Source organism: Kitasatospora sp. NBC_00070, assembly GCF_045041205.1.
GTDB lineage: Bacteria > Actinomycetota > Actinomycetes > Streptomycetales > Streptomycetaceae > Kitasatospora.
Genome location: NZ_CP108247.1, coordinates 4632706 through 4645357, shown reverse-complemented (window position 1 = coordinate 4645357; position 12652 = coordinate 4632706). Strand labels below are relative to the sequence as shown.

14 protein-coding genes are annotated in these 12652 nt (G+C 72.7%); 11 read left to right on the top strand and 3 right to left on the bottom strand.

Going from position 1 to position 12652, the window contains the following annotated elements; translation table 11 throughout:
- Positions 1–67 precede the first annotated feature (67 nt).
- Both OHV05_RS21475 and OHV05_RS21470 read left to right on the top strand, forming a co-directional pair.
- Positions 68–292 carry a DUF3107 domain-containing protein gene (locus tag OHV05_RS21475; RefSeq protein ID WP_403034644.1) on the top strand — a complete coding sequence of 75 codons (225 nt, stop codon included), beginning with the start codon at positions 68–70 and terminating at the stop codon, positions 290–292.
- 117 nt (positions 293–409) lie between these two features.
- On the top strand, positions 410–685 hold the full coding sequence (locus OHV05_RS21470; RefSeq protein WP_405019117.1) for a hypothetical protein: 276 nt from the start codon (positions 410–412) through the stop codon (positions 683–685).
- Positions 686–692: 7 nt separating this feature from the next.
- Here OHV05_RS21470 and OHV05_RS21465 read toward each other — a convergent pair whose 3' ends face one another.
- Positions 693–1457, bottom strand: coding sequence for a ferritin-like fold-containing protein (locus OHV05_RS21465; protein ID WP_405019116.1), 765 nt, complete (start codon positions 1455–1457; stop codon positions 693–695).
- A 593-nt stretch (positions 1458–2050) separates the two neighbouring features.
- Between OHV05_RS21465 and OHV05_RS21460 the strand changes: the two genes are divergently transcribed.
- The 6 genes from OHV05_RS21460 (at position 2051) to OHV05_RS21435 (ending at position 7799) form a co-directional block, all read left to right on the top strand.
- Positions 2051–3595: a DEAD/DEAH box helicase gene (locus OHV05_RS21460; RefSeq protein WP_405019115.1), complete on the top strand. Its 1545-nt coding sequence runs from the start codon at positions 2051–2053 to the stop codon at positions 3593–3595.
- A 387-nt stretch (positions 3596–3982) separates the two neighbouring features.
- Positions 3983–4849 (top strand): alpha/beta fold hydrolase, encoded by an 867-nt coding sequence (locus OHV05_RS21455; protein ID WP_405019114.1) that lies wholly within the window; start codon positions 3983–3985, stop codon positions 4847–4849.
- A gap of 311 nt (positions 4850–5160) precedes the next feature.
- Positions 5161–5307 (top strand): hypothetical protein, encoded by a 147-nt coding sequence (locus OHV05_RS21450; protein ID WP_184914594.1) that lies wholly within the window; start codon positions 5161–5163, stop codon positions 5305–5307.
- 243 nt (positions 5308–5550) lie between these two features.
- On the top strand, positions 5551–6189 hold the full coding sequence (locus OHV05_RS21445; RefSeq protein ID WP_403034633.1) for a DUF6758 family protein: 639 nt from the start codon (positions 5551–5553) through the stop codon (positions 6187–6189).
- A 55-nt stretch (positions 6190–6244) separates the two neighbouring features.
- Positions 6245–7093, top strand: a complete 849-nt coding sequence (locus OHV05_RS21440; protein WP_405019113.1) for a PHP domain-containing protein — start codon at positions 6245–6247, stop codon at positions 7091–7093.
- An 88-nt stretch (positions 7094–7181) separates the two neighbouring features.
- Positions 7182–7799, top strand: coding sequence for a MarC family protein (locus OHV05_RS21435; protein ID WP_403034628.1), 618 nt, complete (start codon positions 7182–7184; stop codon positions 7797–7799).
- A gap of 19 nt (positions 7800–7818) precedes the next feature.
- Here the strand turns inward: OHV05_RS21435 and OHV05_RS21430 are convergent, their stop codons facing one another.
- Complete coding sequence (locus tag OHV05_RS21430) at positions 7819–8436, bottom strand: suppressor of fused domain protein (protein ID WP_405019112.1); 618 nt, start codon at positions 8434–8436, stop codon at positions 7819–7821.
- Between the two features lie 437 nt (positions 8437–8873).
- Between OHV05_RS21430 and OHV05_RS21425 the strand changes: the two genes are divergently transcribed.
- Positions 8874–9995 carry a magnesium and cobalt transport protein CorA gene (locus tag OHV05_RS21425; protein ID WP_403034622.1) on the top strand — a complete coding sequence of 374 codons (1122 nt, stop codon included), beginning with the start codon at positions 8874–8876 and terminating at the stop codon, positions 9993–9995.
- Here the strand turns inward: OHV05_RS21425 and OHV05_RS21420 are convergent.
- Positions 9992–10933, bottom strand: coding sequence for a DMT family transporter (locus OHV05_RS21420; protein ID WP_405019111.1), 942 nt, complete (start codon positions 10931–10933; stop codon positions 9992–9994). The genes OHV05_RS21425 and OHV05_RS21420 overlap by 4 nt on opposite strands.
- A 142-nt stretch (positions 10934–11075) precedes the next feature.
- Here OHV05_RS21420 and OHV05_RS21415 point away from each other — a divergent pair, with 142 nt between their 5' ends.
- Positions 11076–11627 carry a hypothetical protein gene (locus tag OHV05_RS21415; RefSeq protein ID WP_405019110.1) on the top strand — a complete coding sequence of 184 codons (552 nt, stop codon included), beginning with the start codon at positions 11076–11078 and terminating at the stop codon, positions 11625–11627.
- A gap of 194 nt (positions 11628–11821) precedes the next feature.
- Positions 11822–12646, top strand: coding sequence for a MerR family transcriptional regulator (locus OHV05_RS21410; RefSeq protein ID WP_405019109.1), 825 nt, complete (start codon positions 11822–11824; stop codon positions 12644–12646).
- Positions 12647–12652 lie beyond the last annotated feature (6 nt).

Sequence of the window (12652 nt, the reverse complement as noted above, 5' to 3'; positions counted from 1 at the left end):
TACGGCGCGAAGCCCGCGAACAGCGGTTCGAGCGTGTGGATGGCTGCAACCCGGAGGGACGGAAGCCGTGGAGGTCAAGATCGGCGTGCAGAACGCGCCCCGAGAGATCGTTCTCGAGAGCTCGCAGACTGCCGATGAGGTCGAGAGCGCGGTCACCAAGGCGCTGGAGGGCACCTCGAAGCTCTTCACGCTGACCGACGAGCAGGGCCGCCGCGTGATCGTCCCGGCCGAGCGCCTGGCGTACGTGGAGATCGGCGAGCCGAGCGTCCGCAAGGTCGGCTTCGGCAGCTGACGCAGTCCGGCAGTACCCGAACGGCCGCCCCCGGACAGGGGGCGGCCGTTCGGCTTTGGTGGGCGTACCGACCGGGGCGGCGGGGTATCCGAAGGGGAACCCCCTGGGAGGCAGCCCGTGGTCCTCGAAACGATCGCCTTCGTGCTCATCGGCCTGGCCGTCGGCTTCGGCGTGCTGATGCTGTTGCCCGCGTACTTCCCCGCCGCCAGATCGCTGACCGTGGCGACCGCGGTGGTCGCCGCCCTGCTCGGCGGCGTCATCTCCGGCTACGCGCTGGGCGGCCACCTGCCCGCGCTGGCGCTGCTCTTCTCGGCGGTCACCTCGGTGCTGCTGGTCTCGGTGCTCGCCCGTCCCGACCTGCCGGCCGGGACGGGGCGGCACCGGCACGCCTAGGTCACCGCTAGGAGGCGAGCCCGAGGGCGGCCATCCGCCGGGTGTGCGCCTCGGTGATCCGGTTGAACATCTTGCCGACCTCGACCAGGTCGAAGCCCTGCACCTCGGCGCCGCCGACCAGCAGGTTGGAGAGCGCGTCCCGCTGGGCCACCACCCGCTGGGACTGGCTGAGCGCCTCGCCCATCAGCCGCCGGCCCCAGAGCGCCAGCCGGCCGCCGACCCGGGGGTCGTCCTCGATCGCCTGCCGGATCCGGTCCACCGCGAACTGGGCGTGCCCGGTGTCACCGGAGACCCGGAGCACCAGGTCCCGGGTGTCGTCGTCCAGCCGGGCGGCCACCTCGCGGTAGAAGTCGGTCGCGATCGCGTCCCCGACGTACGCCTTGACCAGGCCCTCCAGCCAGTCGGCGGGCGCCGTCAGCCGGTGGAACGCCTCCAGCGGCTCGACGAACGGGGTCATCACCCCGGTCGGGTCGGCGCCGACCTCCACCAGCCGGTCGTGCAGCAGCTGGTAGTGCTGGTACTCGTTGGAGGCCATCCTGGCCAGCATCGCCTTGTCGACCAGCCCGGGCGCGAACTTGGCGTCCTCGGCGAGCCGCTCGAAGGCGCTCAGTTCGCCGTACGCCAGGGCGCCGAGCAGGTCCAGCACGGCGGCCCGGTAGTCCGGGTCGGCCGAGCGGACGGCCCAGCCGCCGATCGAGGCGGGCGGGTCGGAAGCGACGGAGGTGACGGATGCGTCCAGCGGGGTGCCGTCGTCGGCTGCCTGAGTGCTCATTGCGGTCACCCTATCGCCCGCGCGGCGGGCCTCCCGGTACGGAGTAGGGCACGTCACGTGTTCGAGTCGTCGCCTGACTGTATGGTGGTAGGGAAGCTCGATGTATCCCGGTGGCACGTGTTGGTGCCGCGTACGGACACCGGGCGTTCACGTACGCGGATGCCCGGTCGGAGACCCGATCGGCTCCGACCATGGCCCGGACCTCGGGCCCTGGCACCGCATCAGTGGCCGAGCGAGGGCCGCCGCGGACCACGCCGCCCTGGCGCAGGTCCCGCGCCTGGCCCCTCACGGGAATCCTCCCTTACGCCGCCGATCGACGCGCCCGTCACCGGGCCGGTCGAGTCGGCAGGCCGCGGGGGCCGGCGCGGTTGTGCGACCTCGTATCCGACGAGTCGGGCTGTTCTGCGGCCCGTTGCCGTTCACGAGGCTGCCCGCCCGCCCTCTCGCTCTCGGCCCCACCACATGGAAGAGGCAGCACCCTGTCCACCACCGCTGAACCCACCAAGACCACCTTCCGGGAGCTCGGGATCCTCCCGGAGACCGCCGAGGCCCTGGAGGCCGTCGGCATTCTCCACCCGTTCCCGATCCAGGAGATGACCCTGCCGGTCGCCCTGACCGGCCACGACGTGATCGGCCAGGCCAAGACCGGCACCGGCAAGACCCTCGGCTTCGGCCTCCCGCTGATCGAGCGCGTCGTGGTCCGCGCCGACGTGGACGCCGGCCGGGCCACCGAGGAGCAGCTCTCCGACGGCCCGCAGGCGCTCATCGTGGTGCCCACCCGTGAGCTCTGCACCCAGGTCACCAACGACCTGCAGACCGCGGGCAAGGTCCGCGACGTCCGGGTCCTCGCGATCTACGGCGGCCGGGCGTACGAGCCGCAGGTCGAGGCGCTCAAGAAGGGCGTCGACATCATCGTCGGCACCCCGGGCCGCCTGCTCGACCTGGCCGGCCAGCGCAAGCTGGACCTCTCCAAGGTCAAGGCGCTGGTGCTCGACGAGGCCGACGAGATGCTCGACCTGGGCTTCCTGCCGGACGTCGAGAAGATCATCACCATGCTGCCCGCCAAGCGGCAGACCCTGCTCTTCTCGGCCACCATGCCCGGCCAGGTCATCTCGCTGGCCCGCCGGTACATGAGCCAGCCGACCCACATCCGGGCGGCCGCGCCGGACGACACCGGCCACACCGTGGCCAACACCACCCAGCACATCTTCCGTGCGCACTCGCTCGACAAGGTCGAGATGGTCGCGCGGATCCTGCAGGCCGACGGCCGCGGCCTGGCGATGATCTTCTGCCGGACCAAGCGCACCGCCGCCGACGTGGCCGACCAGCTGACCCAGCGCGGCTTCGCGGCCGGCGCCGTGCACGGCGACCTCGGCCAGGGCGCCCGCGAGCAGGCCCTGCGGGCCTTCCGGGCCGGCAAGGTCGACGTGCTGGTCTGCACCGACGTCGCGGCCCGTGGCATCGACGTCGAGGGCGTCACGCACGTCATCAACTACCAGTGCACCGAGGACGAGAAGACCTACCTGCACCGGATCGGCCGCACCGGCCGGGCCGGCGCCTTCGGCACCGCCGTCACCCTGGTCGACTGGGACGACATCCCGCGCTGGCAGCTGATCAACAAGGCGCTGGACCTGAAGTTCCCGGACCCGGAGGAGACCTACTCCACCTCGCCGCACCTGTACGAGCTGCTCAAGATCGCGCCCGGCACCACCGGTGTCCTGCCGCGCTCCGAGCGGACCCGGGCGGGTCTGAAGGCGGAGGAGATCGAGGACCTCGGCGAGACCGGCGGGCGTGGTTCGCGCAGCGCGGCCGGCGCCGGCCGCGGTCGCCGTACCGAGGCCGTCGAGGCACCGGCCGCCGAGCGGCCGGCCCGCGCCCCGCGCGAGCGGCGTCGCACCCGGGGCGGCAGCACCGCCGACGGTGCGGTCGTCGCCGAGGCGGCGGCCGTGGTCACCGAGGCCGCACAGGTCGACGGTGCCACGGCGGTCGAGGGCGACGCTCCGCGTCGTCGTCGGCGTCGCCCGCGCTCGGCTGCCGCCGGCACCGAGACGGCGGCGGCTCCGGCCCCCGCGGTCGAGGCCGCCGAGGCGCCGCGCCGCCGGACCCGCACCCGTCGGACCACCACCGACGAGAGCTGATTTCTTCAGGACCCGAGGCTGCACCACCAGGGGCTCGGGGAACTGCGAGGAGGTCTGGCGCGCGGGTCACACCGCACCGTGCCTGACCACCTACGTACGCGTGACCTCTTCCGAGGTCGGCGTCGCAGTTCCCCGAGCCCCTGACTCCGTAGCGGGCTGAGCACCTGCCAAAAAGTCGGCGTCGCCCACGCGGCGGAGCCGCACATCAGCAGAGCCCCGAGCCCCTGACTCCGTAGCGGGCTGAGCACCCGCCAAAAAGTCGGCGTCGCCCACGCGGCGGAGCCGCACAACAGCAGAGCCCCGAGCCCCTGACTCCGTAGCGGGCTGAGCACCCGCCAAAAGGTCGGCGTCGCCCACGCGGCGGAGCCGCACATTAGGCTCGGCGGTGTGAGTACTCCGCCGTTTCTGAAGCTGCCCGTCTGTGCCAGTGCCGTCCGGCTGGCGACCTCGCGGGGGAGTTTCGCGTCGTTCGTCGCCGAGCCGGCCGGGCCGGTGCGCGGGACGGCGCTGCTGGTGCCCGGGTTCACCGGGAGCAAGGAGGACTTCATCGCCCTCCTGGAGCCGCTCGCCGAGCAGGGCTACCGCACGGTGGCGGTCGACCAGCGCGGCCAGTACGAGACCGGCGGCGACGCCGACCCCGCCGCGTACGCGATCGACGAGCTGGCGCTCGACCTGCTGGCGCTGACCGCGGCGCTGGGCACCACCACTCCGCTGCACCTGCTGGGGCACTCCTTCGGCGGTCAGGTCAGTCGGCAGGCGGTGCTGACGGCGGACCGCCGGGGCGGGCCGCTGCCGTGGCGGTCGCTCACCCTGCTCTCCACCGGCCCGGCCGCGATCGACCCGAACGAGGCCGCCCGCACCAAGCTGCTGATCGACGCGCTGGGCGGGATGAGCCTGGAGGAGATCTGGCAGCTGCTCCAGCAGCTGGAGCAGGACAAGCCCCGGCCCCGCCCCGAGATCGGCGAGTTCCTGCACCGCCGCTGGGTGGCCAACCGTCCCGAGGCGCTGGTCGTGATGGGCGGGCACCTGATCTCCGCGCCCGACCTGGTGGCCGAGCTGGCCGCGGTCGAGCTGCCCAAGCAGGTGGTCTCCGGCGAACAGGACTACGCCTGGCCGGTCCCGGAGCAGATCGCGATGGCCGCCCGGCTGGGGGTCCGGCACACCACGGTGCCCGGGGCGCTGCACTCGCCGAACGCCGAGCAGCCCGCCGCGACCGCCGCCGTGCTCGCCGATTTCTGGAACCGCGCGGAGTAATCGCAGGTCAGCGCCCTGCCGGGGTTTTCACCGACAGAAACTCGTTAGTTCGGGTAATATTTGATTCTGTCCGGGAATCATCGCGCTCCGAGCGCTGTTGGGAACAACGGCGCACCCGTGCGCCGAAACCGGGACTTTACGGGTGGGCAACCACCCCGAAGCAGCAGTACGACACCGTGGTTGATGAGGCTCGATCGGCTTCCGCCCGGTGTCGTTTGGTGAAGCAGTACGACAGCAGCACCCCGGACGACGAAGACCGAGCTGTCAGTTGAAGCCTCAGTCATGCAGTGAGGCAGGGAAGGGAGAGACCCATGCGTTTCGAGATCCTCCGCCTGGACGACGTCCAGGGCACCGCCACCGACACCCTGATCGCCGACGCGGACACCGTCCGCGAGTTCGTGGAGCGGGCCGCCCGCACCGGCGAGCGCCTGTACATCCGCCCGTTCAAGACGGTGTGACGGGTGCCGGGTCGGCTCCGGCCGGTTCCGCGACCCCGATCAGCACTGACGCCCCGTCACCGGCAACAACGGTGACGGGGCGTCAGTGCGTCCGCCGCGCGACCCGCTCCGAGCTGCCCGACGTTTGCCGCCGCCCGCCACGGGACATCCCCCAACGGGGCTGCCACCGGCCCGGACGGAACCGCACTCCATCCGGGTGATCGTCCTTGACGCGGCGCTCCGGAGGGAGGAGCGTTGTCCGTTATGAGGGGCGAGCCAAGCTGCCCGAGGTGCGCCGGCCGGGTCCGCGCGCCCGGTCTCTTCTCCGACACCTGGCAGTGTGACCAGCACGGCGCCGTGCACCCGATGCAGCCGGTGCTGCCACCGAGCGTCGAGGCGCTGGGGGTCGCCGTCGCCCGGTCCCAGGTGCCGGTCTGGCTGCCGTGGCCGCTGCCGGTCGGCTGGCTGTTCACCGGCATCGCCCACGCGGGGGACGACGTCTCCGGCGCCCGCGCCACCGCCGTGGCCTGCTCGGGCCCCGGGCCGCTGGGCGGTTTCGGCGAGCTGGTGCTGGTCGCCGAGGAGCTCGGCGTCGGCCTCGGTGCCCGGTACGCGGGCCTGCCCGGCCCCGATCCCGGCCCCAGCGTCTCGCTCTACAAGCCGGCCGACGCCAAGGTGACGGCCGCCGGCCGGCCGACCCCGATGTGGCACGTCCCCGAGGCGCCGGACGACCGGGCGGTCTACGTCGGCGAGGCGCGCGGGCTCTGGCTCTGGGCGATCGCCTGGCCCGAGCAGTCCGCGCTGATGATGTACGACGAGCTGGTGCTCACCGACCTGCGGGACGCGGGGGCCGAGCTCGGGCTGCTGCCCTGCGGGGCGCTGTCCCCTCGGCTGCTCGGCTGAGCGGGGCGCCGGGCGCGTAGATTGGGGCTCCCCGATCCCTGAGGAGCCGTCACCCGTGCGCATCGACCTGCACGCCCACAGCAACGCCTCGGACGGCACCGACTCGCCCGCCGAGCTGGTCGCGAACGCGGTGGCCGCCGGTCTGGACGTGGTCGCGCTGACCGACCACGACACGGTGGCGGGCCACGCCGAGGCGGCCGAGGCGGTCCGGGGCACCAGGCTGACCCTGGTGCCGGGGGCCGAGCTGTCCTGCCGGGTCGGCGGCGTCAGCCTGCACCTGCTGGCGTACCTCTTCGACCCGGCCGAGCCGGCCTTCGCCGCCGAGCGGGAGCTGGTCCGCACCGACCGGTTCCGCCGGGGGCGGGCCGTGGTGGAGCGCTGCCGGGAGCTGGGCGCGCCGATCAGCTGGGAGCAGGTCGAGCGGATCGCCGGCACCGGTTCGGTGGGCCGTCCGCACATCGCCAGCGCGCTGGTCGAGGCGGGCGTGGTGGCGACCGTCTCGGACGCCTTCACCCACGACTGGCTGGCGAACGGCGGCCGGGCCGACGTGCCCAAGCACGAGACCGACCCGGCGACGGCCGTCCGGCTGGTCCGGGCGGCGGGCGGGGTGCCGGTGTTCGCCCACCCGGGCGCGGTGAAGCGCGGCCGGACGGTCTCCGACCAGGTGATCGCCGACCTGGCGGCGGCCGGTCTGGGCGGCCTGGAGGTGGACCACCTGGACCACGACGAGGAGACCCGGGCCCGGCTGCGCGGGCTGGCGGCCGACCTGGGGCTGCTGGCCACCGGGTCGAGCGACTACCACGGTCACCGCAAGACCGTCCGGCTCGGCGAGTACACCACCGACCCCGCCGTGTACGAGGCGCTGCTGGCGCAGGCGACCGGAGTGCAGCCGATCGCCGGGTGAAGCCCGGCGCGCTGAGCGCGCGTCAGCGGCGGGCGGATCGGACAATTCGTCACATGAGCCGCGCAATCCCCCAGAACGATCCGCTCGCATGAGCTTCTTCGACGTCACGACCTTCGGGTCGCTCTTCGTCACCCTCTTCGTGATCATGGACCCGCCGGGCACCATCCCGATCTTCCTGGCGCTCACCTCCGGCCGGGCGGCCAAGGTGCAGCGCAGGATGGCCTGGCAGGCCGCCGCCGTGGCACTCGGGGTGATCACCTGCTTCGGCCTGTTCGGCCGTCAGATCCTGGACTACCTGCACGTCTCGATCCCGGCGCTCCAGGTCTCCGGCGGCATCCTGCTGCTGCTGATCGCGCTCGACCTGCTCACCGGCAAGATCGAGGAGCCGACCCAGACCAAGGACGTGAACGTCGCCCTGGTCCCGCTCGGCACCCCGCTGCTGGCCGGGCCCGGCGCGATCGTCGCGGTGATCCTGGCGGTCCAGGGCGCGCACGGGGCGGCCCAGGACCTGGCGGTGTGGACCGCGATCCTGGCCATGCACGTGGTGATGTGGCTGACCATGCGGTTCTCGCTGGTGATCATCCGGCTGATCAAGGAGGGCGGCGTGGTGCTGATCACCCGGCTCTCCGGGCTGCTGCTCTCGGCGATCGCGGTCCAGCTGGTGGCCAGCGGCGTCTACGGCTTCATCAAGGACTACCAACCGTGACCCGGGGCCTGACCGGACGTCAGTCCAGCGGGACGCCCCGGCGCAGCGGGTCGCGCAGGTCGGTGCCGTACCGGAGCCAGCGCTCCTCCAGCACGGCCGCGCCGTGCACCCGCTTGTAGCCGGCCTCGTTCGGGGTCATCGGCAGCAGCGGGAGGAAGCGCACCGGCTCGGCGGGCTCGGCCAGCTCCAGGTCAGGGACCAGGCCGCCGGGTTCGGCGGCCAGCACCGAGGTGAACGGGGCGCCCGCCCAGAGCGGCGCACCGAGGTCGAGCGAACCGCCCGGCGCCAGCACCAGACCCTCGACCTGCGGGGTGGCGGCGAAGGTGGCCAGCGTCCGGAGCACGTCGTCGTGGCCCCCACGGACCGTCAGCACCAGCTCGGCCCGGGGCCCGCGGACCGGGTCGGCCACCACCGAGGTGGGGTCGGCCATCGGTGCGGCGGACATCCCGAGCGTGACATACCTCACCAGGCCGTCGGGGTCCGGCCCGAAGCGGAGCACCTCGATCCGGTCCGCGCCGAGGAAGGTGACGGCGGCCCGGCCGCCCGGTTCGCCGAAAGTTGCCAGCAGGCGGGCCTCGACCGCGGCCAGCACGGACGCGCGGGAGAGCTCGGCGGGGTCGTGGAAGTCGTGCGCCATGGCCAGACCCTAACGCCCCGCTGACGTCCGGACCGTGCAGACCCCAGCGCTGGCGCCCTGTCAACTGTTAGGGTATGGAGCTGGCCACTGGAGAATCTCCGCCACACGGCCACGAAGTGAAGGAGGTGGTTCGCGGTGGATACCAGCCGACCATGCAGTACCGGCAGCTCTGCCCGGCCGCGTCGCCTTCACCCCGCCCTCGTCTGAGCGGCGGCCCCACTCCTCGACGGAGTTCCTGAGGCAGCGTCACGTCCGGCCGGGAGAGCACATTCCCCGGAGTCGCATCGTCCAAACCGCGCCCCAGCAAGGCACCTGGACTTTTCTGCACGGCTCCGGAACACCGGCCACGCCGGCCTTGAACGTGCCGCCCCGCCGTCGCACCACGGTCCGTCTGTCACGTGCCGCCCTGCGACGCCTCCTGCCCGAGGAGTCCCGTCATGTCGATGATCAACAACCTGCGTGCCGCCGTCCGTCCACGTCCCCGCCGGGCGGAGCTGAACGGCTTCGACCCGGCGCACGAGAGCCAGACCCCGTCCGCCGTGGTGGACTGCGCGGTGTACCAGGACGGCAAGCGGCACGGCGAGCGGTGCAGCCCCCGGGAGGCCGCCCGCCGGGTCCGCGCGGCCCGCGAGACGGATGCCGGACCGTTCAGCTGGATCGGCCTGCACGAGCCCACCGAGGCCGAGTTCGAGGGCATCGCCCAGCGCTTCGGCCTGCACCCGCTGGCGGTCGAGGACGCCGTGCACGCGCACCAGCGCCCCAAGGTCGAGCGCTACGACGACGTGCTGTTCGCGGTCTTCAAGACCATCCGCTACGTCGAGCACGACCAGCTCACCCCGACCAGCGAGGTGGTCGAGACCGGCGAGCTGATGGTCTTCGTCGGCCCCGACTTCGTGATCACCGTCCGGCACGGCGGGCACAGCTCGCTGCACGAGCTGCGCCGTCGACTGGAGAGCGAGAGCGGCGACGTCCCCGGCCTGCTGGCCAAGGGCCCGTCCGCCGTGCTGCACGCGATCGCCGACCAGGTGGTGGACAACTACCTGCTGGTCGCCGACCGGCTGCAGACCGACGTGGACGACATCGAGTTCGACGTCTTCGCCAACAAGGGCGGCCGGGGCGCGGACGTCGGCCGGGTGTACCAGCTCAAGCGCGAGGTGCTGGAGTTCAAGCGCGCGGTCTCGCCGCTGCTCCGCCCGATGCAGCAGCTTTCCGAGCCCGGCCAGCGGCTGGTCGACCCGGACATCCGCAAGTACTTCCGGGACGTCGCCGACCACCTGACCCGGGTGGTCGAGCAGGTGCACGGCTTCGACGAGCTGCTCAACTCGCTGCTCCAGGCCAACCTGGCGCAGGTCTCGGTGGCGCAGAACGAGGACATGCGCAAGATCACCTCGTGGGCGGCCATCTTCGCCGTCTCCACCATGGTCACCGGCGTCTACGGGATGAACTTCGACTTCATGCCGGAGCTGCACAGCCGGTACGGCTACCCGATCGTGATGGCCGGCATCGCCGTCCTCTGCATCGGCATGTACCGGGGCTTCCGCCGCAACGGCTGGCTCTAGGTCCTGCTGCGGCCGCCCCGGGCGACCAGCACCAGGCCGAGCAGGATGACCACCAGCGCCGGGTACGCGGCCACCGGCGGCAGCTGGCCGAGCCAGAGCGCCGCGATCAGCGCGGCGCCGGGGGTCTCCAGCAGGATCGCGGTCGAGGTGACCGACGGGCCCAGGGTCCGCACCACCCGGTTGCTGAGCGAGTGGCCGAGCAGCTGGGCGGCCACCATCAGCAGCGCGATCTGCCACCAGACCCCGGCCGACCAGCCACCCATCGACACCCCGCCGACCAGGCAGACCACCAGCAGCACCAGGGCCGTGGTGGCGTAGCAGACCAGCGTGTACGCCGTGGTGCTGACGGTCCGTCGGACCTCGGCGCCGAGCAGCATGTACCCGGCGGCGGCCAGCCCGGCGCCCAGCGCCAGCGCGTCCCCGAGCAGCGCGTCCGGCGAGAGCGACATGTCGACACCGGTCAGCACCAGCACCCCGGCGAACGCCACGCACGTCCCGATCCAGACCAGCCGGGGCGGCCGGTGCCCGAGCAGCCGCATCAGCAGGATCGTCCACAGCGGCGTGGTGGTCACCAGCGCGGTGGCCGAGGCCACCGAGGTCATCCGCAGGCTGGGCATCCAGAGCGCGAAGTGCAGCGCCAGCAGCACACCGGCCGCCACCGCCAGCAGCAGGGCCCGGCGGCCGATCCCGCGCAGCTCGGCCCGGTGCCGGAGCAGCGCGTACGGGCCGAGCACCCCGACCGACATGACGTTCCGCCAGAACGCGATGGCCAGCGCCGGGGCGGCGGTGGCACTGATCAGCGGGGCGGACAGCGAGATGCCGGCGATCGAGACCGCCAGCAGCAGCAGGTCCACCTTGGGCAGGGTGGCCGGGTGGGTGGCGGGCGCGGGGGCCGCCGGCGGGGCGGGCGTGGCGGTGTCGGGCCGGGCGGCGGGCACAGCTCTCCTCGGGGCGACGGAACGGGGACGGGATGCGGACGGACACCACGGTAAGGGCTGTAACGGACCCATGGAACTGTCGTCCTGCGCCGTGAGACACCACGCCGACAACACCCGGGGGTGAAGCCTTACGCTGTCGGCCATGGAGCCTACGACGACCGACGCCGCCACCGGACCCGACCGGGCCACGCTGGACCGGGCCCTGCTGGAGGAGGCCGCGAAGAAGTCCGGCCTGCTCTGGGTCCGGGCCGACGGGCAGCCGCAGAGCCGGGCCCTCTGGCACGCCTGGCACGACGGCGCGGTGGTGGTGGTCGGCGACGGCATCGAGCAGCCCCTGCACGGGCTGACGGCGGGTCAGCAGGCCGAGGTCACCGTCCGCAGCAAGGACAAGTGGGGCCGCCTGACCGCCTGGCCGGCCACCGTCAGCGAGCTCGCCCCCGGCAGCGACGCCTGGCTCGGCGCGGTCGAGGAGCTCAAGGGCAAGCGCCTGAACGCCCCCGACACCGACACCATCGCCGAGCGGTGGGCCCGGGACTGCCGCGTCCTCCGGCTGACGCCCACCGGCCCGCTCACCGAGCAGCCCGGTGCCATGCCGGACGACTCCCACGCCACCACCCCGATGCCCACCCCGGCCACCACCCGCAAGCCCATCCCGGCGGGTCTCCCCAAGCTCCTCTTCAAGCGCACCCGCTGACGCTCGGGGCTGCACCCTGGGCAGGCGCCCGGGCATCTACGGTCCAGAGGCTCGGGGCTCTGAGTCTTCCGAAGCACCTGCCAAAAGGTCGGCGTCGCCCCTCGCGGCGGAGCCGCACAACAGCGCCCCTGGTGGTGCGCCTCGTGCCCGAAGGTTGACCCTCACACCGTGTCAGGCCGTGGAGTAGCCCCATCATGTTCAGTATCGGAGACTTCGCGAAGCACGGCCGGGTGTCCGTCCGGATGCTCCGCCACTACGACGCCATCGGCCTGCTGCTCCCCGCCCGGGTGGACCCGTTCACCGGGTACCGGGGCTACGAGGCGGCCCAGCTCGCCCGGCTCAACCGCATCATCGCGCTCAAGGATCTCGGCTTCACCCTGAACCAGGTGGCCGCGATCGTCGACGAGCAGGTGAGCGCGGAGGAGCTGCGCGGGATGCTCCGCCTGCGGCAGGCGGAGCTGGCGACCGTGGTGCAGGAGGCAGCCGTCCGGCTGGCCCGGGTCGAGTCGCGGCTCCGAACGATCGAGAGCGAGGGGCACATGCCTTCCGACGACGTTGTGGTCAAGAGCATTCCGGCGGTCCGGGTGGCCCGGCTGTCCGCCGTGGCGGAGAGCTTCGAACCGGAGCACATCGGCCCGGTGATCGGGCCGCTGTTCGGGCGGCTCTGCGGCCTGCTCGCCGAGGCGGGGCTGACCCCGGCCGGCCCGGGCCTGGCGTACTACGAGGAGGACGAGCCCGGCACCGAGCGGGTCCGTGCGTTCGCGGCGATCCCGGTCGGTGCCGAGCCCGGTACGGTCCACGGCTTCGAGGTCGCCGACCTGCCCGCCCTGCCGGTGGCGGCCACCATCGTGCACCGGGGGTCGATGGACGACATCCTGCCGACCTCGCAGACGCTGGCCCGCTGGATCGACTCCACCGGCCACCGCTCGCTCGGCTACACCCGCGAGCTGTACATCGAGTGCGAGGGCGACCCGTCCACCTGGGTGACCGAACTCCAGGAGCCGATCACCGCCGCGTGACCCCGG